The 20,675-nt window shown below is 45.8% G+C and carries 16 protein-coding genes and 1 riboswitch; of the genes, 14 read left to right on the top strand and 2 right to left on the bottom strand.

Annotation, left to right across the window (positions count from 1 at the left end):
- Nucleotides 1–211 precede the first annotated feature (211 nt).
- From A3KS_RS20230 to A3KS_RS0105695, 3 genes are all read left to right on the top strand, one after another.
- Nucleotides 212–2,224, top strand: coding sequence for a methyl-accepting chemotaxis protein (locus A3KS_RS20230; RefSeq protein WP_169727696.1), 2,013 nt, complete (start codon nucleotides 212–214; stop codon nucleotides 2,222–2,224).
- An 88-nt stretch (nucleotides 2,225–2,312) separates the two neighbouring features.
- Nucleotides 2,313–2,942 carry a cobalamin B12-binding domain-containing protein gene (locus A3KS_RS0105700; protein WP_026394097.1) on the top strand — a complete coding sequence of 210 codons (630 nt, stop codon included), beginning with the start codon at nucleotides 2,313–2,315 and terminating at the stop codon, nucleotides 2,940–2,942.
- Nucleotides 2,943–2,951: 9 nt separating this feature from the next.
- Nucleotides 2,952–3,758, top strand: a complete 807-nt coding sequence (locus A3KS_RS0105695; protein ID WP_026394096.1) for a methyltetrahydrofolate cobalamin methyltransferase — start codon at nucleotides 2,952–2,954, stop codon at nucleotides 3,756–3,758.
- A 684-nt stretch (nucleotides 3,759–4,442) separates the two neighbouring features.
- Here the strand turns inward: A3KS_RS0105695 and A3KS_RS20225 are convergent.
- A complete protein-coding gene (locus A3KS_RS20225) occupies nucleotides 4,443–5,024 on the bottom strand; it encodes a TetR/AcrR family transcriptional regulator (RefSeq protein ID WP_035355416.1) in 582 nt (193 codons plus the stop codon).
- A gap of 164 nt (nucleotides 5,025–5,188) precedes the next feature.
- Between A3KS_RS20225 and A3KS_RS0105680 the strand changes: the two genes are divergently transcribed.
- The 9 genes from A3KS_RS0105680 to A3KS_RS0105640 all read left to right on the top strand — a co-directional run bounded on the left by A3KS_RS0105680 (nucleotide 5,189) and on the right by A3KS_RS0105640 (nucleotide 12,497).
- Nucleotides 5,189–5,959 carry an ATP-binding protein gene (locus tag A3KS_RS0105680; protein WP_026394094.1) on the top strand — a complete coding sequence of 257 codons (771 nt, stop codon included), beginning with the start codon at nucleotides 5,189–5,191 and terminating at the stop codon, nucleotides 5,957–5,959.
- A gap of 11 nt (nucleotides 5,960–5,970) precedes the next feature.
- On the top strand, nucleotides 5,971–6,171 hold the full coding sequence (locus A3KS_RS20220; protein ID WP_035355413.1) for a hypothetical protein: 201 nt from the start codon (nucleotides 5,971–5,973) through the stop codon (nucleotides 6,169–6,171).
- Nucleotides 6,161–6,400, top strand: coding sequence for a hypothetical protein (locus tag A3KS_RS0105670; protein ID WP_026394093.1), 240 nt, complete (start codon nucleotides 6,161–6,163; stop codon nucleotides 6,398–6,400). The genes A3KS_RS20220 and A3KS_RS0105670 overlap by 11 nt, the downstream gene beginning before the upstream one ends.
- 1 nt (nucleotide 6,401) lies before the next feature.
- Nucleotides 6,402–7,169 carry an ATP-binding protein gene (locus A3KS_RS0105665; protein ID WP_026394092.1) on the top strand — a complete coding sequence of 256 codons (768 nt, stop codon included), beginning with the start codon at nucleotides 6,402–6,404 and terminating at the stop codon, nucleotides 7,167–7,169.
- Nucleotides 7,170–7,595: 426 nt separating this feature from the next.
- Entirely contained in the window at nucleotides 7,596–8,519 is a 924-nt protein-coding gene (locus A3KS_RS0105660) for an AAA family ATPase (protein WP_026394091.1), read from the top strand.
- A 33-nt stretch (nucleotides 8,520–8,552) separates the two neighbouring features.
- Nucleotides 8,553–10,319 carry a cobaltochelatase CobT-related protein gene (locus A3KS_RS0105655; RefSeq protein ID WP_026394090.1) on the top strand — a complete coding sequence of 589 codons (1,767 nt, stop codon included), beginning with the start codon at nucleotides 8,553–8,555 and terminating at the stop codon, nucleotides 10,317–10,319.
- A 73-nt stretch (nucleotides 10,320–10,392) separates the two neighbouring features.
- On the top strand, nucleotides 10,393–11,295 hold the full coding sequence (locus A3KS_RS0105650) for a helix-turn-helix transcriptional regulator (protein ID WP_026394089.1): 903 nt from the start codon (nucleotides 10,393–10,395) through the stop codon (nucleotides 11,293–11,295).
- Between the two features lie 92 nt (nucleotides 11,296–11,387).
- A complete protein-coding gene (locus A3KS_RS0105645; protein ID WP_026394088.1) occupies nucleotides 11,388–11,846 on the top strand; it encodes a GyrI-like domain-containing protein in 459 nt (152 codons plus the stop codon).
- Between the two features lie 27 nt (nucleotides 11,847–11,873).
- Nucleotides 11,874–12,497, top strand: a complete 624-nt coding sequence (locus A3KS_RS0105640) for a GyrI-like domain-containing protein (protein WP_026394087.1) — start codon at nucleotides 11,874–11,876, stop codon at nucleotides 12,495–12,497.
- A 137-nt stretch (nucleotides 12,498–12,634) separates the two neighbouring features.
- Here the strand turns inward: A3KS_RS0105640 and A3KS_RS0105635 are convergent, their stop codons facing one another.
- Nucleotides 12,635–17,005 carry a YDG domain-containing protein gene (locus A3KS_RS0105635; protein ID WP_026394086.1) on the bottom strand — a complete coding sequence of 1,457 codons (4,371 nt, stop codon included), beginning with the start codon at nucleotides 17,003–17,005 and terminating at the stop codon, nucleotides 12,635–12,637.
- A gap of 345 nt (nucleotides 17,006–17,350) precedes the next feature.
- A riboswitch (glycine riboswitch) is annotated at nucleotides 17,351–17,454 on the top strand.
- 177 nt (nucleotides 17,455–17,631) lie between these two features.
- On the opposite strand from A3KS_RS0105635, the gene gcvH reads away from it, so the two are divergent.
- Together gcvH and gcvT are read left to right on the top strand one after the other, a co-directional pair.
- A complete protein-coding gene (gene gcvH / locus A3KS_RS0105630) occupies nucleotides 17,632–18,009 on the top strand; it encodes a glycine cleavage system protein GcvH (RefSeq protein ID WP_026394085.1) in 378 nt (125 codons plus the stop codon).
- 23 nt (nucleotides 18,010–18,032) lie between these two features.
- Nucleotides 18,033–20,675, top strand: a complete 2,643-nt coding sequence (gene gcvT / locus A3KS_RS0105625; protein WP_026394084.1) for a glycine cleavage system aminomethyltransferase GcvT — start codon at nucleotides 18,033–18,035, stop codon at nucleotides 20,673–20,675.

Here is a 20,675-nt window from a genome sequence, read left to right as displayed (position 1 = left end):
GATCAGCATTTCATCTCAGCCAGTTGATTTAATTCTAAAAGTCATGATTATTTCATGCATTATCAGTTGGTTACTAATATCTGGAATGATTTGGATAACGATGTCTCCTCTTTCTAAAAAACTGAATCAGCTATATGTGAACATGAATCGTTTGTTGATTGAAACAGACGGCAATAAATTTGAAAACCAAAGAAATGAATTAGGGGATCAAATGGATTTGCTGATAACTGATAGCCTGAAAATTGAAAAAAACTTTGACCAAATGATGGCAGTTGCAGAAAATCTTGCAAAAGGGACCCTAACGGTTGATGAATATACCCCAATGAATGCGATAAGCCAAAATCTCATAACCGCGGCAAATAATATGAAGCATTTTATCGGGGAAATTGAAACCTATGACAATAAGAAAAACCAAGACTGTGAAAATGAGAAGCGATCAGAATTACCTGGTGCGTATAAAATTGCTTCAGAACACCTTGATGCTCTCGTTAGTTCATTGCAGGATCAGATTGAATTCTACATCCGTATCCTGGATACGATTCCGTTTGCGATTGGAGTGACGGATGTGAATACCAGGACTGTTTTTATCAATAAAAACTTGGAGATGATACTCACGGCAACGGGGATGATTGCTGATCGAGAGTCTTCATATGGTGTTGTACGGACCTGTCAGTTCGGAGTTTTGGATGAGTGCTATACCAAAAACTGCCCGGATGAATGCGACATTAAGAAACTGATGACAACAGGTAACGGCGAAAGTACGCTAGAATCATTCGGAAATTATTTCAAACTTAACCAAGAATTTCTGGAAAATGGGAATGGTGAACGGATTGGTTTTGTCTCAACCTCCATGGATGTGACCCCGATGATGAGTATTAACGCATTTACCAGAACAGAAGTGACCCGACTAGAAGAAAATCTCAAACGATTAGCCCTGGGTGATCTGGGTTTTGATATGAATCGGACGGAATCGGGGACACATACTAAGGAAATCAGCGCTCAGTTTGATGGCATCGATCAAAGTATGATTGAAGTAGAAAATTCGATTGTAACCTTGCTGAGTGATGTATCCGGTCTTACCGCGGCAATCATTGCAGGCAATTTGGACGCAAGGGGCGATGCAACGAAATTTGATGGTGTCTGGAAAAAACTGATTGAAGGTATGAATGACATTCTCCAGGAAATCGATAAACCACTACGCGAGGTTGGGCAAGTGATGAATGCGCTTTCAAAAGGTAACTTGACAGTTCTGGTTCAAGGTTCTTATCAGGGAGCTTTTGATCAGCTAAAACAATTAGTCAATATGACAGTTGGTCAACTAAATGAGGTCATTGACGAAATTACTTTTAAAATTAATGAAATAGCCAGCGGAAACCTAAATCTTGACGATGCAGCGGCATATCAGGGCAAATTCTCAGAAATGTCACAGTCTATCAATACCATCATTCCGTCATTGAATGAAATATTGCAGGATATTCATATTGCCGCCGAACAGGTCAATGCCTGTGCCAGCCAAGTATCCGATGGAAGTCAGGCGTTGGCTCAGGGTGCTACCGAGCAGGCCAGTTCGATTCAGGAACTCACCGCATCGATTGCAGAGATCGCCAATCAGACCAAAAACAATGCTATTGATGCTGATAAAGTCCAAACACTGACCCATGATGTCTTAGAAAATGCTGAAATGGGTAACTCGAAAATGTTCGTTATGCAGGAATCTATGAATGAGATTAACAGATCATCACAAGATATATCAAAAATCATCAAGGTGATTGATGATATTGCTTTTCAGACTAATATTTTAGCTTTGAATGCAGCTGTGGAGGCAGCCCGGGCTGGTCAGCATGGTAAAGGATTTGCCGTCGTTGCCGAAGAGGTGCGAACATTAGCGGCAAGAAGTTCAGATGCGGCCAGAGAAACCACTAAACTGATTGAAGGCTCCATCGATAAGGTGAGAACCGGTACGGAAATCGCAAATGAAACGACATTCGCCTTTAAGGATATTGTCTTGGGAATCGGTAAAGTAACGGAACTGATTAGTAAAATAGCGATAGCCTCAAATGAGCAGGTGACTGGAATCGCCCAGATTAACACTGGCATTGATCAGGTTGCCCAGGTGGTACAACAGAATTCAGCTACGGCTGAAGAAAGTGCGGCGGCCAGCGAGGAATTATCAGGACAGGCAGAATTATTGAAAGATCGGATTGACAGTTTTAAATTGAGATAAGCTTAAAGCCCGACAGTATTGATTAAATATATTTTAGGCAATAGATAAATTGCAGATGTTTGAAAAGAATAGTCAAGGAGAAAATAGAATGATAAATTTAAAGTTATTAACAGAAACTATGGGAGAATTGGAAGAAGATCAAGTTCTGGAAATGCTCAAAGAGTTTGTGGAAAACAACCCGTCCGAAGCGGAAGCACTGGAAGCAGTTGGTGCCTGCCAGGCAGGGATGGCAATTGTTGGTGAGCTTTTTGAAAATGGCGAATATTTTGTGGGCGACTTGATTTTTGCCGGTGAACTTTTAACTGAAGCCATTAATGTTTTAAAACCGGCTTTGGGTTCTGGTGAGTCAACGATTATCGGGACCATTCTTTTAGGAACAGTTCATGGTGATCTCCATGATATTGGCAAAAACATCTTCAAAAGCATGTCTGAAGCGGTCGGATTTGAAGTGGTAGACATTGGCATCGATGTGGCCGTGGAAGAATTTGTTGCCAAAGCCAAGGTTGTGAAGCCCCAGATTATCGGTATGAGCGGCGTGTTGACGCTGGCCATCGACTCCATGAAAGACACCATAGAAGCACTCAAAGCTGCCGGTGTGGGGGCAAAAATTATCATCGGCGGGAATCCGGTGACTAAAGAAGCTTGTGGGTTTGTGGGTGCGGATGCCTTTACTACCAATGCAGCTGAGGGTGTCAAAATCTGCCAGAACTGGGTTTAGGAGACAGATATGATTATTATAGGCGAAAAAATCAACGGTACTATCCCGGCGGTGAAGGAAGCTATTGAAAAAAGAGATGCCGCATTTATTGCGGAGCGGGCCGTCAAACAGGCTGAAGCCGGTGCTTATTTCATTGACATCTGTGCCAGTACTGCCCCGGAATACGAAATTGAAACCCTGAAATGGTTAATGGCAGTGGTTCAGGACTCCACCGATACGCCCCTGTGTATCGACAGTCCCAACCCTCGGGTGATTGAGGCAGTTTTTAAATATGCCAATAAGCCTGGGATGCTTAATTCCATTTCCGAAGAAGGAGACAAGTGTGAGGTCCTGCTACCGTTGATGGCAGGTAATAGCTGGGAAGTGGTGGGACTGACCTGCGACAACAACGGGATTCCCTGTGATTTGGAGACCAAGCTGGCAATTACCAGAAGCATGGTGGAGAAGGCGGCCAAATATGATATCATCCCAGATCGGATTCACATTGATCCCTGTGTAATGGCGTTGTCCACCGAAAACAATTCCTTGTTAAATTTTGCGGCGGAAATTAAAGCCATCAAAGAACTGTATCCTACCATCCATGTGACCGGAGCCATCAGCAATATTTCCTTTGGCTTACCGGTAAGACCGCTACTGAACAAAACGGCCATGGCCTTTGCGATTGAAGCCGGGATGGACTCCGCTGTGATGGATCCGCTTAATCGGGATCTTATGGGTACGATTTTTGCGACTTACGCCCTGATGGGACAGGATAAACACTGCCGCAAATACAGCAAGGCGTTTCGAGCTGGGAACATTGGATCGTTATCGAAATAAAGATAACAAAAAAACCAAGCAAAATTTATGCGTTCGTATTGATCGTTAATTTTTGAAGAAAAATTCCTGTCGGAACAATCATTATCATTGCGTTTGAATTTTCGCATGAAATTTGTTGATATTGCAGGCAAAGCCGAGCCGGTAAAATTCAGTTGCGCCTGATTTTTACCCTTTGTTAAAAAAACGGGTGAAAACATAATTGTTATTCAATACCCAAAAGGCTCCTTCCAACTGGATGTATTCGTCGTGGGTTGTCAAAATCCAAGTTTTTTGGAAGATAAAAAAACAGGAAATTTCGAACATCCGAAATTTGTTTTATATGATTGCTGCGGTATTACAGATACCCTGATGCGATCATTAAAGACCAAATTTGGCTCAGAGATAGGGTTTAAGATGCATTATGTAGTGGAGCATTATAACGAAAATAATTGTATATACGAAGATGGATGGGATAAATTCAAGCTGCTATAGTCAAGAAGACGAATAATTCTCCATTGCATAATGATCCCAATCAGCGGGAGTATTCAAAGTTTTCCGTATCTGCAATTTTTTATACTTATTGTCACCTCAAACCGGTACGGATCGCCTTTGCCAAATAAGAATATAAAGCTCAGAAACGACCTGTTTGAAGGTGTTCAGAGCTTTTTTATTTACCCGGAATTAAGCGTTACCGGCAGAAGCAATTCATGCTCGATCAGTATCAAGAAAAGCCTGTATACCGGCACGAAGAAAGCCATCGATGGTCTGCTGGATTTTTTTCCAGTCAGTGCAATGGTTTTTAAACATCATTTGGTTGATGGTCAGACAGCCATTGATCTGAAAATAAAAAATGGCTTCGGCCTGTTCATAGGTTAGAATACTGCTTTGCATGAGGCGGGTCACAAAATCTTCCTTGGCTAAATCCGACATTTTACCAATGAGTCGCGAGGCTGCGATCTCATCAAAAAAAAGTGGCCGGAATTCCTGGTTGGATTGCATTTTTTCGCAAAAGGGATAGGTGCAGTTCATTTTGTCCGGACACAAGACCTGATCAAGAACATCGGAGGTATCGGCTAACGCATCGTTTAATACGTCATCTAACACATCATCCAAATCATAATAATGGAGGTAAAAAGTTCCCCGATTAATTTCACAGATTTGGCAGATCGCGGTAACGCTGATCTTGCCAAATTTTTTTTTGCTCAGTTCGTCTAAAAAAGCCTCCTTAATTACTTTTTGAGTGTATTGGGTGCGCCGGTCGTTCTTTTTTACTTCTTGATTTCGCATCTTTCCTCCTGAAATAGACAGATTCATCAATCTGTTGATAAACAAAACAAATCGAAAAAACTGATGATTGAACAATTACTCTCCCGTAATTATAATGAATTCAGAAAGAAAACTCAACACAATGTTCATAAAAATACAGTGTGTTGAGTTGAGGAGGAGAGAAAATGGGACATATTATCGCATTAGCCGGTAAAGGTGGGGTTGGTAAAACAACGCTATGTGGTTTACTGATTCAGTATCTATGTGATACCGGAAAGGTGCCGGTGTTGGCAGTGGATGCTGATGCCAATTCAAATTTAAATGAGGTACTTGGTATTGAGGCGGGTCCAACGATGGGTGAACTTCGCGAAATCATCGAGCGGGCTGGCGTCGATCCAAGCTATGAGATTCCAGAAGGAATAACCAAGGCCACTTATATGGAAATGCGGATGAATGATGCAATTACGGAAGAAAAAGATTATGATCTGATGGTAATGGGACGTTCACAGGGGCAAGGATGCTATTGTTTTGTCAATGGGATTGTTCAAACACAGATTCAACGACTTCAGACGAATTACCCTGTTATTGTTGTGGATAATGAAGCCGGGATGGAACATATCAGCCGGGGTTTATTACCAAAAATAGACACGGTGATTCTGGTCAGTGACTGTTCCCGACGGGGCGTACAGGCAGCCGGAAGAATTTCCAGGCTGATTAGCGAATTAAAGGTTCAGCCAACGAAAATTGGTCTGATTATCAATCGGGCACCAGAAGGAAAACTTGATCCCGGGACGCTGGAAGAGGTTCAAATTCAGGAATTACTACTTTTGGGTGTGGTTCCACAAGACCAGCAAGTTTATCAGTATGACTGTGATGGCAAACCAATTGTTAAATTACCTGCTGATTCACGAGTTCGTGTTGCCCTGAAGCAAATTGCCGATAATCTGCAATTGTAAAGGAGTTTAAAATGAGTATCTTAGCAGGATGTCATGAGGCCCGCAATAATTTTGTTTTAAAAGAAATTGCCTGTCCCGAATGCGATGAGTATATTGAATTATTTGTCCGGGATGGAAAAACGATCGGAATAGAAAAATGTGCCAGCTGCCATTATGTGATTGGCGAAGGTTTAAGTTTATCAGAAATTGTCAGAGAACAACATGGCGCTTGATCAAATAAAACAGTTTATTGAATCAAAAGGCTGGCCCTATCACTTCACTGATGTCGAAGAACTGGGGAGTATTGATTTTGAATACCTGGGTGTAAACTACCATGTCTGGGAATTTAGGGATGATCAGTGTGGGGTTGAAAGCAATGTGAAAAGCATTGGTAAACTTGAAGAATTTTTTGGTGATTACCAGAATGATCTGATTGCGATTATGGAAAAATGGGGAGAATAGCATGAAAATAGCCGTAACCGGTAAAGGTGGAGTGGGAAAAACAACGATTGCCGCAACGCTGGCACGTTTGTATGCAAAAGAAGGAAAACGGGTGATTGCGGCCGATGCTGATCCCGATGCAAATTTGGCATTGGCATTAGGATTTACCGAAGCAGAAGCGGATGCCATCGTTCCGATCAGCGCAATGAAAAAAATGATTGCTGAACGAACTGGAGTAACTGCGCAGAACACGTTTTTTAAAATCAATCCCCGGGTTGATGATATTCCGGAAATTTACAGTCGTGAGCACGAGGGCGTTAAATTGCTGGTTTTGGGAACGGTTGAAACAGCCGGTGGTGGATGCATTTGTCCGGAGAATGTCATTTTGAAACAACTGATCAGCAACCTGATTTTATACAGAGACGAGGTAGCTATTTTGGATATGGAAGCCGGTCTCGAGCATTTAGGCAGAGGAACAACCCAGGGCATGGATCAGTTTATTGTGGTCATTGAGCCGGGTGCCCGAAGTATTCAGACCTATCGCAATGTCAAGCGACTGGCTAAAGATTTAGGAGTGCCGCGGGTCGGCGTGATTGCCAATAAAATTCGGGATGAGAAGGATGAAGCGTTTATCCGTTCAAAAATAGCCGAGGAGGAGCTGTTGGGTCTGATTCATTTCAATTCGGAAGTCATTGATGCAGACCGTCATGGTATCTCACCATTTGATTGCAGTCAGCATCTGATTGATGAGATTATCAGCATCAAAGAGCGAATTGAGCACTTACAGTGAAAATTGTGTTATGTGGAAAAGGAGTTTGTGGAAGATGTATGGTCATGAAGAAGACTACTTTAAGGATATAAGAGTTGCACCACTGATCATAAGCGTTATTTACTCTTCCGCTTGTAGGTTTTTTTCATTTTAATGCAATGACAAGTTAATCTGCGATAAGGTTGATTGCCCATATTTATGTCATGTGCACCTTTCTTGTCTGATTTTCATTAATCTCAGATGTTGGGTGCATTTTTCGGTCAAATTTGCGATGAGACTGATATTTTATAGGATTTTGTCATTTAAGACAGAAGTCTAAAAAAGGGATAAATTTTTGTTGTTTTGCATTTTTTCTAACCATTCCGCTGGGTTTTGTGTTATATTCAAATCATTCTAAATAAACAGTTGCAGAATTAGTGCAGAGCATTAGCGAAAGGAAAAGAACTTATGAGATTAACACAGGAATTATTAAAACAGGGAATCAGCGAGAAGCTTCTCGACGATATAAAATATTTTAAACATTTTTATAAATTGGAAGAGAATCTTCAGGATCGGGTTCCCAGCACCGAAACCGTTTTTTATGGCAAGGACATCTGGTCGATGTGTATTACCGCTATTTTAGAGGGTGAGAACATTCTGCTCTCCGGTCCCAAGGCCACCGGGAAAAATGTTTTGGCCGATAATATCTGCGAGCTTTTTAACCGGCCTCAGTGGAACACCTCCTTTCATGTCAACACCGACAGCTCCAGTCTGATTGGCACCGACACCTTTATTGATAATGAGGTCCGGCTGCGTCGGGGCTCGGTTTATGAGTGCGCCATTAATGGTGGCTTTGGGGTTTTTGACGAAATCAATATGGCCAAAAATGATGCCCTGGTGGTACTCCACTCGGCGCTTGATTACCGGAAGGTCATCGATGTTCCGGGCTACGAAAAAATAAAGCTTCATGACGCCACCCGTTTTATCGGCACGATGAACTATGAATATGCCGGCACCAAAGAGCTTAACGAAGCCCTGGTATCCCGTTTTATGACCATTGATATTCCTCAGATCGAAGAAGACACCTTGATGCTTATTTTAAAAGAATATTTTCCCGATGCCAATCCCGAAATTCTTCCACAGTTTGCCGGAATCTTTCTGGATCTCCAGGAAAAATCCAAAAACTCCGAAATTTCGACCAAATCGGTGGATCTGCGGGGGATCATCGGCAGCCTCAAAACCATTCGCCGGGGACTCAAACCGATGCTGGCCGTGGATATGGGTGTCATCGGCAAAACCTTTGACCAGTTTGAAAAGGAAATTGTCCTGGATGTGATCAAAACCCGGATCCGCGAAAGTTGGGAAGCGGCTGATGTTTTTACCAGTCGCTAAAGCACCGCAATCCAGAGAAGGGAGGAAAACGCTTTGAAGGATGCCAAATGGATTTACGAAGACTATGAATTTGACAATCGGGTTGCTAATCTGATGTGGACCATTTCCGGGGATTATGACGAAAATATGGATAGCGGTGAGAAGAGTTTTATTTCTAAAAATGTTGCCCTTTACCACGCTGTCACCGCCGGGGGACGACGCAAATACATCAATTGGCCGGCTGTCAAAAAATACGTGATCAGCCGTCATCGAGCTGGTTTTAATAAAGACATTCTATTGAGTTTAATCGCCATGGGCAGCGATGTGGTGGTGGAAGAAAAAATTATTGCCGAACGCCCCGGGGTTTATGATATCCGCAAAAATGCCTATGACGATATTCTCAGCAATTACTACAAGCTCCATACCGATGATCTGCTGGAAAAGGTGCGCCACACCATGATTCTCCAAAAAATCGGCAAGACGCCAATGGCGGACACCGAGACCCGGAATATTGCCAATGACTTAATGGCCTTACAGAAGCGGGAAGACACCATCGAATTGCTTAAAGGCATTGAAGATGTTTATGTTAAGTATTTCCCGATGTTTGTGGAAGGTGAAGGTGGTGATGCCTATGAATCCGGTCACAATAAAAACCATATCCGGGGTGATTTTTCCGACTTTATGCTGGAAGAAATGTTTGAAGATCCTGAGGACCAGGATATCGAAGCATCCATTGAAGAAATTGCCGAAGCTCTGCTGGGTGAATCTCAAGGTGATCTGGCCAACCTCAACACTGCCAATGATAACCGGATTTTACGGGTCCAGGAAGAAGACATCGAAAAAATCTATGAAAAAGTAGCCTATTATTATGGCAACTCCTTCCTGGAAACCAGCGAAGTCAAAAAACTCCAGAATCGGGTCTGTAAAGGCGAACATGGTAATTGTCGAATTCATATGACCGACGGGGTGATCCGTAGTGACAGCAAAAACGAATTTCAACAGAAATATGTGCAGCGCCATCAGGTGAAAAATATCGATGTTTATCGGGCTAATCAAAAGGTTTTTCGCAGAAACATTAATAAGCTGCGGGAAAGCATGTCCCGCACCCTGGTCCAGGAAGAAATTGTCGATGCCATTCCTTCCGATGCCGGCCAACTGATTCCCAGCAAGCTCTGGCGGATTGGCCGGAGCAGCAATAACAAGGTTTTTGTCAAAAACATTGATAATAACAAGGGCAGCTTTGTCGTGGATATCCTGATCGATTCTAGCGGCTCCCAGCGGCGTAATCAGTCCCGGGTGGCGATCCAGGCTTATATCCTGGCGATGGCCTTAACCCAGCTGGGGTTACCCAACCGGGTTCTGGGTTTTTCCAGTTTTCTCGATTATACCGTGATCAAACGCTTCCGGGATTACGAATCACCGCTTTCCGCCAATGAAAATATCTTTGAGTATTATTGCTCCGGGAACAACCGCGATGGTTTGGCCATCAAGGCCACCTGTGAAGATTTAATTAAGCGCCGGGAAGATAATAAAATTCTGATCGTGCTGAGTGATGGCCGACCCAACGATATCAAGGTAGGTAAGGGCCAGGTCAATGATTTAACTGAAGCTTACCGGGGTCGGGTGGCCATTGCCGATACTGCCCGGGAAGTCCGCTTCGCCCGACAGCAGGGTATTATGGTGCTGGGCGTTTTCACCGGCAAAGAACAGGATCTGATGGCCGAAAAACTGATCTACGGCAAAGACTTTGCCTATATCAAGGACATCAATCGCTTTGCGGATATGGTTATTAAGTATTTAAAACAGATTATTATGAATTAACAGAACCGCTGCCGATGAGAGGGATTATTGGGCAGCGGTTTTTGTTGACGTTAAGAGAAGGGGGAGCGAAAAGATGCAGATCAATCGATTGCTGGAAACGGTCTATCTTCTGATTGAAAAGAAAAAGATCACTGCCCGGGAATTATCCGACTATTTTGAAGTGTCCCAACGGACTATTTACCGGGATGTGGAAGCCTTAAGCGCCGCCGGGATTCCCATTTATGCGGAAAAAGGCAAGGGCGGCGGGATCCGGTTGCTGGATAACTATGTGATCAAAAAATCGCTGTTGTCCGAGCAGGAACAGGTTAATCTGCTGGCATCGCTCCAGGGGATGCAGGCCTTAAACGGACCGGAGCTGGATCCGGTGCTGCGGAAACTGGCCACCCTGTTTGAAAAAAAAGATGCCGACTGGATTGAGGTCGACTTTTCCCACTGGGGTGGTGGTGTCGCTGAACGGGAGAAATTCAACGACTTGAAAAGTGCGATTTTAAGTAAAAACCGCATTGCCTTTGACTACTTCAGTGCCGCCGGCAAAAAGACCGGACGCTGCATTGAACCGCTAAAGCTCTTGTTTAAGGGGCAGTCCTGGTATGTTTATGGGTTTTGTCTAAGTAAAGCGGCACTGCGTTTTTTCAAGGTCAGTCGGATCAGACAGCTCCGGTTACTGTCTGATTCCTTTGACCGCACCCTGTCTATGGGTACTGTTTTTGAAACACCAGAAATAAGTGCTGCCCCAATCAGATTGGTCCTGAAAATTGACGCCGTCATGGCTTATCGGGTTTATGATGAATTTGACCCGGCAGCGATCACCAAAGACAAGGATGGCTCCTTTATGGTTACGAGCCACTTGCCCGGGGATGGCTGGGTGGAAGGCTATATTCTTTCCTATGGGGACGCCGTCGAGGTAATCGAACCCCGGTGGCTGCGGGAGGCCATTAAGCAAAAACTGGCGAATAGTTTAAAAAAGTATCTTTAATATGACATCAGGTGTCAGGTTAACAGGCGTATACTGATCTTATCAAATGCAGAAACAAAATAATAGAAAGATAAGAGAAAAGGGGTATACAAATGGATTATGAAGTAGTACAACTAACAGAAAAGCAAGTGGCAGGTTTGAAAATACGGACCAGCAATGATGATCCCCAGATGGGCGAAAAAATTGGATCAACCTGGCAGCGTTTTTATGGCGATGGGATTGAAGCAGCCCTGGCTGGCCGAAAAAATGATAAGTGTATCGGTCTTTACAGCAATTATGAAAATGGTGTCGATGGCGATTATGATGTGATGGTCGGCTGCGAAGTGGCCGCCGGGGTTTCGCAACCCGAGTCGGTCGAGATGGCAACCATTGCCGCCGGCAGTTATGCAAAATTTGTTGTCCATGGCGATGTCCAGCAGGCCGTCGGCGACTTCTGGATGAAGCTTTGGGAGATGAAGCTTGACCGGAAATTCGGCAGCGATTTTGAGGAATATCAACCGGGAGAGGATATGGCCAACGCCGAGATCCATCTCTATATTTCATTGAATTAAAGGGAAGAATTAAGGGAGACCCAAACCATGGCGAAAGTGGATTATAAAAAGCAGTTTAAGAGCTTATACCTGCCCAAAAAGCAGCCGGAAATTATGGCGGTGCCGCCGCTGCGCTTTGCCATGCTGGATGGTCAGGGCGACCCCAATGGCGAAGCGTTTGCTGAGGTCGTGGCAGCCCTCTACAGCTTCAGCTATGCGGTAAAAATGTCCTATAAGAGTAAGGCGATTCCCGACGGCTATTACGATTATACCGTTTTTCCCCTGGAAGGGGTCTGGGATCTGGTCGACAAGACCAAAACCAGCGCCGATAAAAGCAATTATGCTTATACAATGATGATCCGTCAGCCGGATTTTCTGACCGCTGAACTGGCCGCCCGTTTTATTACTGAAGTCAAAAAGAAAAAGCCAAATGCTTGGCTCGATCAGATTCGGCTTGAGGATTACGACGAAGGAAGCTGCTGTCAGATGTTGCATCTGGGCAGCTATGATGATGAACCGGCCAGTTTTGCGCAGATGGAAGATTTTTGCAGTGAGCATGGCTATGTGCGCAGCGATAAAACCCATCGGGAAATTTATCTGTCTGATCCTCGCCGGACCGAGACGGATAAATTAAAAACGGTGTTGCGGTTTAAGGTAAAAGCCGATCAATAAGGCTGATCGGTGATCTGACAAAGCATCGCGGCAAGCTCCAAATGCGCATAAAGAGACCCCTAATTCATGGTGAATCAGGGGTCTCAGAGTTTTTTGGGCTGTCGGGGCAAGCCACAACAGGGATGGCAGTGGGAGCTTTAGTAAGCGTAGAACATCAGGGTGTTGCCGTCATAGACCAGCAGGGAGTTGGTAAAGCTGCTGGGGATAGACGGGCCCGGGTAAGAGCCGATTGGGGTTTTGTCGAAAGCAGCAAATTTTTGCTTAGTCACATTGTTATTTTCGTCCTGATAAATCAGATAGTCGGTGGTGCCTTCAGTATAATAAGTCGGGTTGATTGGTTGGATGTTTGTTAAGGCACTATAATTGTTCCAGCTGCCGAAAGTTCCGCCAGTCCAGTAATAAACCGAGTGGGATGTGTTGGTGTATTGGTCAGTGTCAGGGGTGGTGGCAATGGCTAAGGGATTGCTGGAACTATCGATACCAATCAGCTTTTTGCTGCCGTCCAATGTCACCTGAGCACCGGTTGTCCAGGCGCTTAAATTGGTAGAGCTGTAGATTTGTCCAGTACTATCGTAGCCGTAAAAGGTCGTAACACCCGCTTGCTTGGCGTAAAAGAGTTTAAAATTGGCAACGCCAGACGGCGGGGTCAGGTTGCCGGAGACACTCCAGTTTGTGCTGTTGTACGGGGTGGAGATGACCGCATTAGCATCAAGAATCTTGCCAGGGACAGTATTATCGCGCATGACGTAATTGCCGGCATCGGCACCGGCCAGGGTGCCGGTGATCACAATGGGGTGTTGGCCAGTTGCACTGGTTGTGTTACTTAAATCACTTTCGTAATAATCAGCGCGGTAGGATCCGAGATGCACATTTTCCAGTTCGCTAGTACCACTCTTATGGACGACACCATCTCCGCTTGCTGTAGTAGAATCAATTTCTGCACTCGTGATCTTCGCGCTGCTGGTGCCGTCATTTTTCTTCATGGTTTCCAGAGCGACATTGGTATAACCTAAGATTCTGGCTGTAATCGCCGCCGTTTTTGAGGTATCCGGAGCCGGGGCCAGGTAGTTTTTAGCGGCCTCTTCGCTTAGGCTGTAGGTGATGGTAATCGGTTTGTTTTCACCGACATCTTTATTGTCATAGTTGGCGGTGGCGTTGACCGTTACTGTCTCGTTATTGATTAAGCCGCTGACGGCACCAGCATTGACGGTATAGTACGATAATTTGGTTGTGTTATCGGCCAGATAAACATCGGTAGTGGCGTCATATTTTCGTGTCGCCGCGATGGCGGGGAGCTTGGTGTTGTCGACTTCCAGTTGAATCGGCTTGATCTTCCCGCTGCTGGTCAGGGGATCAATACAGTAATTGCCGCTGTCATCGCCGCTAAGCAGAAAGCTGGTGGTGATATTACGGTCGCCGGCATCTACGCTGTCATAGTTGCTTGATACCATCGCGGTGACCTTCTCCGTGCCGACGATCCCCATCAGACCAGTGCCGCCCGTGATGGTTTTGCCGTTCACATTGGTGGTGATATTGCCATCATAGGTTTTCTCAGTTTGCAGCCCCAGAGTATCAGCGGTAACCGTCAGTTTCTTCTGAGTAATGTTGCTACCGGGATGGCTGCCAGTAATAACGTTGTTGGCGTCGGAGCCTGTTAACTTAAAGTTACCAGCATCCGGTCCGCTTAGTTTAAAGCTATAGGCAATGGTATAATTGCTGCCGACAGCGCTGGTTTTGTTACCGCTGCCATCAGTATAGTCAGCCGAAATATCAAAGGTGATGCGCTTGTTTTGGAGTGCAGGGCCAACAATTGCCAAGACATTTTGATCTGTTATAAAAAGCCCAACATTGACAGTAGCTGTGCTGGTACCATCATACTCTTTGGAAGGGCTGTCAATCACACGGGTGGTATCAAATTCCAGTAGGCTAATGGTAGCGGTAGCGGTGCCATTAACCGGCGGCAAGTAGTTTTCAGATCCGCTTCCGCCGGTGATCTGATAAGTGATGGTGACTTGTTTGGTTACTCCGACGTTGGCGTCAGCAAAGCTGGCCGTGGCAGTCAGGTTCACCGTGTCGCCTGAGCAAATCCCGGAAATATCACCGGTGTTAACCGCGGTCTTGGTAATATTGGTCGTGGCGTTGCCATCATAGGTTTTGTTTGCAACAGACGGGGCTTGCTTGTTGGTTAGCTGAACCTTATTAATCACACCATTGTCGATCAGTTTGATAAATGAAAGGCCCGAATGAGTTGCCAGGGTCTGGGGATCAGTATAGGTGACCTGATAGTTGGCGGCTTCACTGCCATTTAGCGTATAGGTCACATAAATCGGCTGGTTGGTGCTGGCGCTGCTGGTTGCATAATAGGCGGTGGCTTCTATGATTACCGTATCGCCACTGATAATATTGCTGCTGGCACCGGGATTTATCACTACGGCTCCATCGTTGCGGTTATAGGTCTTGCTGATTTCCACCGTGGTTCCAGTGATTGTGATCGGTTTCGCGATAATTTCACCGTCATCAAAGCTTTGATCAGCAGGAACATTGTAATTAACGGCATCGGTGTCGGTTAAGGCATAGCTGCAGGTGACGCTTTTGTCTTTACCAGCACTGGCAGTATCAAAGGTGATGGTTTCGGTCACCGTCAGGATATCACCATTGATTTTCCCGGCAGTTGGGGTGATGTTCTGGGTTGCCGTGGCGGTTTGATCATAGGTTTTGGTTGTGGTTGGGGCTGGTACCGTCAGATTGGCTTTAGCGATCTCGCCGCTGATGGTAGCTTTGGCCGGAGCGGTATACTTGGCGGCATCCGTGCCGGAAAGACTGTAGGTGATGGTAATGTCTTTGTTGCCGGCGTTTTTATTGTCATAGGTAGCCGTAGCACTGACGGTCACGTCATCGCCGGCCACTATCCCGGTGATCGCGGTTGGATCAAGAATCTGATTTGTCACATCGGTAACGGTGCTGCCATCATAGGTTTTTGACAGGGTGACGGTTGGGGCCGTGGTCACACTCAGACTGATTTTACCCGGTTGTGGTGTTGGCGGTTGTGGTGTTGGCGGTTGTGGTGTCGGCGGTTGTGGTGTCGGCGGTTCAGGTGTTGGTGTTGGGATCACGGGTGGCACGATCACACCGGTATCGACGGTATAGTCCTCAGGCGCTTTTTCAAAGCTGACATTATCTGAAGCAATCTCAGCTTTGTTGACGGTTCCAGTACCCGTCACCTTAGTTGGCGATGACAGCGCCAAATTTGTCACGGTGGTGGTGCTGCCAAGATCAATAGCCGTGTTTTGGGCTGCTGCGGCGACGTCAAAGGTTTTAATGCTGGTCTGGCCCTGGGTTTTAATCACGGCATCCGGCGCATTGACGGTTACTGAACCAAAGCTGCCTTCCAGAATCAGGGTTTCTCCAGCAGCGTTTTCACTTAAAACAATAGGAAACCCGTCAAGTCCGGTAGCGACAATGCGCACTGCCCCGGTGGCGGTTTTTTCCACCAGGATATTCTGATAATCGCCACCATTGATATGAATACTATTTTTGCCGCCACCACGAATCCGGAGCTCGCCGGTGACAGTGACATTGTTCAGGGTGACCTCGCCGTCACCAACGGCTTTATCAATAATCAGGTTACCACCAATGGTCAGGTTTTGAAGCGTTACCCCGGTTGAGGTGATGATCACATCCTGACTGATCGTTTCCGAGCCGCTGGAGGGACCATAGATGCCGGGCTTGTCGTAGGCTGTGGTGGTACTCAACTTTTCAAGCTGGTGGATAGCTGCTTCGATGGCTTTAACAGCATCAGCCACTTCTGCTGTCGTGTTTTTGTCGGTAACAACATGATTATTTAGAACCGTCTGCAGGTTGGTCCAGGAGCTTTTGCTGTAGTCGGATTCGTTTAGACTGTCAATTTGTTTTATCAGGGCAGTGTAGTCACTTAAATCGGTGCCAGTCGAGGCATCCTTGACAATTTCCAGCTTCAACGCTTCCAGGCGCAGGGAGCTGCCCACGGTTCCAAGCTGTTCACCATCGCTAAACCATTGTTCTGAATCAGCAGGCAGATCGCCAATGTTCTGAACATGACCCTGGTAGCGGATATGGTAGTCGGAGGCTTTATGGCCGGAAGCATCGAGCAGGACGACTTTAACCGCTTCAATCCGCAGGCTGTTCCCCCGGGTGCCGGCATACTCCCCATTTTTAGCCCAGCTTGAGGGATCATCCTCGTCATAGAGCCAGCCGATGTTCTGGACATGGACATTGTAGCGTAGCTCAATGTTTGCTGGCAGGCTGTCACTGGCTTTTAATTCAAAGCCTTCAATCCGTTTGCTCTGGCCAACGGTACCAATAAGCTTGGGGCTTTCTACCCAGGAACCATCTGCCGGGTAATCGCCGAGATCCTGAATATGACCCCGGGAAAGAACCGGTAAATCAGTGGTATCTGCCGATGCCGCCAAAACCGAATGGATGGGAAATAGCGCCCAGCAGATCAGTAAGATCGATAAGATTTTTTTCATTTTTTACTCCTCGTATGCTTAAGTGATGAATCAGATTTTTTGAATTTAGTCAGATCCATAGCAGAAAAATGCTACTAAAGATATAACGCTCATAATTATAACAAAACGGTGGCATGTCGTTTTAAAAATTCGCGAAGAAAAAGCACGATTTACGAACTCGGATGCGATTTTCAAGTCGGTATTTAGTGGGTATTCACGTACGCTTATCACGATGTTTTAATTCATAAATTAAGAAAATACTAAAGGTGGTTGACAAGCCCACCTGAAAAGGGTTATACTCACATAAACTTAAGAAATACCGAAACGAAACAGATCGACGAAACACAATTAAATAGATGCGAATGGATGATGGATACGGGAGAGTCTGCATAAGTGCAGCACCGAAGGATAAAGCCGATATTTAGCTAATATCAGTGATGATCTCAGGTAAAGGGGACCGTAACCGGACATAACTCTGGAAAGCGTAGCACCGAAGGGGCAACTTCCCAAAAGGAAAGAATCTCTCAGGTCAATAACAGAGCAGAAGGCGTAAGCCTTCTGTTTTTTTGTTTATTAAAAATCGGAATGGGTAAATTTCGGTATGGGTATTGAATTTACAGAAACTAAAAATATGGAGGATAAGAAAGATGAAAATTGTTGAAGGTTTGAAGTATTCAAAGGATCATGAGTGGGTAAAAGTTGAGGGCAATCTGGCGACTATCGGGATAACCGATTTTGCCCAGCATTCATTGGGGGATATTGTCTATATTGAATTGCCGGAGATTGGCGATACAATTGGGAAAGATGAAACCTTTGGTGTGGTCGAATCGGTAAAGGCGGCCTCAGACGTTTATTTGCCGGTATCTGGGACAATTGTCAAAATAAATGAAGCGCTGGTGGATGAACCGGAGCTGGTCAATGCCGATGCCTTTGAAAACTGGATGGTCTGTGTCGAAATGGACAATCTGGCGGAACTGGATGAGCTGATGGATGCCACAGCATACGAAACAATCTGTAACGACTAAGGGCAGAAAATGGAGATGAAAATATGGGAGCACTAAAACGAACACTGTTTTATGATAATCATGTCCAGGCCGGGGCAACCCTGGTGGATTTTGGGGGCTGGGAAATGCCGATCCAGTATCCCGCGGGAATCGTCGACGAGCATATCCATACCCGCATCAAATCCGGTATCTTTGATGTCTCACACATGGGCCGCTTTATTGTTTCCGGCCGGGAAGCCACGGCTTTTTTGCAATATGTGTTAACCAACAATGTCTTGGCTCTTGATCTGCTACAGGCTCAATACACAATGATCCAGAATTGTCACGGCGGGGCATTGGATGATGCTTATCTGTATCGCTTTTATGAAGATGAGTTTCTGCTGGTGGTCAATGCGGCCAACGCCGAAAAAGACTGGAATCACCTGAACACGGAAATAAAATTTTTTGATGCCAAAATCGTTGATCGATCGGCTGAAATTGCGATGATTTCGCTTCAGGGTCCCGATTCAAAAACGGTGCTTAAAAAACTCACCGGCAGCGAGAATCTGACCGAACCGCTTAAAAATGCCCTGGGCATTCTTGATTATCAAGGTGCGCCCTTGCTGATTGCCCGAACCGGCTACACTGGTGAACCACTGGGTTTTGAACTGTTTGCCAAGGCATCCCAAGCCCCCGAAATTTGGGAAAAGCTGCTGGAACTGGGAGCGATGGCTATCGGCCTGGGAGCCCGGGACACCTTGAGACTGGAAGGCGGTCTGCCGCTTTATGGCCATGAGCTGGGACTTGATAATGACGGTAACGAGATCCCCATTTTTTCTTGTCCACTGGCCAAATTTGCGGTCAGTTTTGCCGAGGTCAAAGGCGATTATATCGGCCGAGCAGCCCTGGCTAAACAATATCTTGGTTTTAAAAAAATTATGGAACGGAATCTTTCCGATTTATCGGAATTACCCCGGATTGTCAGACCAATTGCGATTACTGGCCGGGGTATTGCCCGAGCTGGTTGTAAAGTCTTTAAAGCTGGGAAGGAAGTTGGAGTGATTACCAGCGCCACCATGGTGCCTTATTTAAAGGCCGAGGGCTACGGGCTGGACAGCAAAATAACCGATGAAAAAGCGATGCGGGCCATTGGCCTGGCCCTGATTGATGGGGATGTTGAGCTAAATGATCAGGTTGATGTGGAAATCCGCGGCAAGATGGTAGCGGCGGTAATCGCCCCCTACCATATGAAAAGTGATGCCCCGCCTTTTGCCCGACCAATTATTTATGGCGTCGAAATTGAGCGTCAGTTTGACAGTGCGCCGGACTATCAAACCAAAGCTCTGAATCTGTTGGAAAGAAGCTATGACAACACCATTCTGCGACAACACCAAACCATTAACCTGATTCCCTCGGAACAGTCGCATTCAGCGGCGGTGCGGTTATTGTCGGTGATGGACCCATCTTTCCGTTATGCCGAGCACAAAAAAACAAAATCCTTCTATGATTATGATGTGTTTTATTATCAGGGGACGGCCTTTATTGATGAGATTGAATATTTGATGATGGAAGAAATGAAAAAATACTTCAATTGTGCCGAGGTGGAAACCCGGGTGATCAGCGGTCAAATGGCCAATGTGGCGGTCTTCAGTGCGCTGATGGATTATAAAAACCGGGTTAACCGGAAGGTCGATGCCAAACGGCTGGGCTATGTCATGAATAATCATATCATCAAAGGCGGCCATTTAAGTGCTCAGCCGATGGGGGCCCTCCACGACTATATTGCCATTGATCCAATTACGGAAAAAACGGCGGTGGTCAATTTCCCGGTGGAAAAGGATAACCCCTTCAAGATCGATGTGGCCGAAACCAAAAAGGTGATCGCCCAATACCAGCCGGAGCTGATTATCTTTGGCAAGAGCATGGTCCTGCATAAGGAACCAGTCCGCGAGATCAGAAGCTTCGTCGATGATCAGAAACTGGGTTCGATCATCATGTATGATATGGCTCATGTGCTGGGGCTGGTGGGCGACCATTTCCAGGATCCCTTTGCCGAAGGGGCGGAACTGGTAACCGGTTCCACCCACAAAACTTTCTTTGGGACGCAGCGGGGCATCATTGCCGGGAACTATGACAAGGACGATTATAAATATGGTCTTTGGGAAACCATTGAAACCCGGGCTTTCCCCGGTAGTGTCAGCAATCACCATCTGGGCACGATGCTGGGTCTGCTGATGGCCACCTACGAAATGAACTATTTTAAAGACGAATACCAGAAAAATGTTATCCATAATGCCAAATATTTTGCCAAATGTCTGGCTGATGCCGGCCTGGATGTGGCGGGCGATCCGGCGATCTCTTACACCGAGACCCATCAGGTGGTGGTGCGGGTTGGTTATGGCAGTGGTCCCGAAGTAGCCAATCGGCTGGAAGCTAACAATATTATCATCAACTATCAGGCCACCCCGGAAGAAGAGGGCTTTACCGCTTCGGGGGCCATCCGGATCGGCGTCGCGGAAATGACCCGGTTCGGTTTTGGTGACAAAGAGTTTGCTGAAACCGCGGGCTTGATGGCCGATGTGATCTTAAGAAATAAAGATGCTAAAGAAGAGGTGACGAAGCTGAGAGGTAACTTCACCAAGCTTAACTATTGTTTTGACGACGAAGCGATTGCCGCCCAGTTGGAAAAACTAAAATCAACGTTATAA

This window comes from Acetobacterium malicum subsp. dehalogenans DSM 11527 (assembly GCF_000472665.1).
Lineage (GTDB): Bacteria > Bacillota > Clostridia > Eubacteriales > Eubacteriaceae > Acetobacterium > Acetobacterium malicum.
Note: the sequence above shows the minus strand (reverse complement) of the source record. Positions and strands in the feature narration are given on the sequence as shown.

Bases quoted from the DNA above. Each gene is read 5' to 3' on its own strand.
- A3KS_RS0105635 (WP_026394086.1), bottom strand. From the start codon at position 17,005: ATGAAAAAAATCTTATCGATCTTACTGATCTGCTGGGCGCTATTTCCC.
- A3KS_RS0105695 (WP_026394096.1), top strand. From the start codon at position 2,952: ATGATTATTATAGGCGAAAAAATCAACGGTACTATCCCGGCGGTGAAG.
- A3KS_RS0105665 (WP_026394092.1), top strand. From the start codon at position 6,402: ATGAAAATAGCCGTAACCGGTAAAGGTGGAGTGGGAAAAACAACGATT.
- A3KS_RS0105700 (WP_026394097.1), top strand. From the start codon at position 2,313: ATGATAAATTTAAAGTTATTAACAGAAACTATGGGAGAATTGGAAGAA.
- gcvT (WP_026394084.1), top strand. From the start codon at position 18,033: ATGGGAGCACTAAAACGAACACTGTTTTATGATAATCATGTCCAGGCC.
- A3KS_RS20230 (WP_169727696.1), top strand. From the start codon at position 212: ATGGATTTGCTGATAACTGATAGCCTGAAAATTGAAAAAAACTTTGAC.
- A3KS_RS0105660 (WP_026394091.1), top strand. From the start codon at position 7,596: ATGAGATTAACACAGGAATTATTAAAACAGGGAATCAGCGAGAAGCTT.
- A3KS_RS0105645 (WP_026394088.1), top strand. From the start codon at position 11,388: ATGGATTATGAAGTAGTACAACTAACAGAAAAGCAAGTGGCAGGTTTG.
- gcvH (WP_026394085.1), top strand. From the start codon at position 17,632: ATGAAAATTGTTGAAGGTTTGAAGTATTCAAAGGATCATGAGTGGGTA.
- A3KS_RS20225 (WP_035355416.1), bottom strand. From the start codon at position 5,024: ATGCGAAATCAAGAAGTAAAAAAGAACGACCGGCGCACCCAATACACT.
- A3KS_RS20220 (WP_035355413.1), top strand. From the start codon at position 5,971: ATGAGTATCTTAGCAGGATGTCATGAGGCCCGCAATAATTTTGTTTTA.
- A3KS_RS0105670 (WP_026394093.1), top strand. From the start codon at position 6,161: ATGGCGCTTGATCAAATAAAACAGTTTATTGAATCAAAAGGCTGGCCC.
- A3KS_RS0105680 (WP_026394094.1), top strand. From the start codon at position 5,189: ATGGGACATATTATCGCATTAGCCGGTAAAGGTGGGGTTGGTAAAACA.
- A3KS_RS0105640 (WP_026394087.1), top strand. From the start codon at position 11,874: ATGGCGAAAGTGGATTATAAAAAGCAGTTTAAGAGCTTATACCTGCCC.
- A3KS_RS0105650 (WP_026394089.1), top strand. From the start codon at position 10,393: ATGCAGATCAATCGATTGCTGGAAACGGTCTATCTTCTGATTGAAAAG.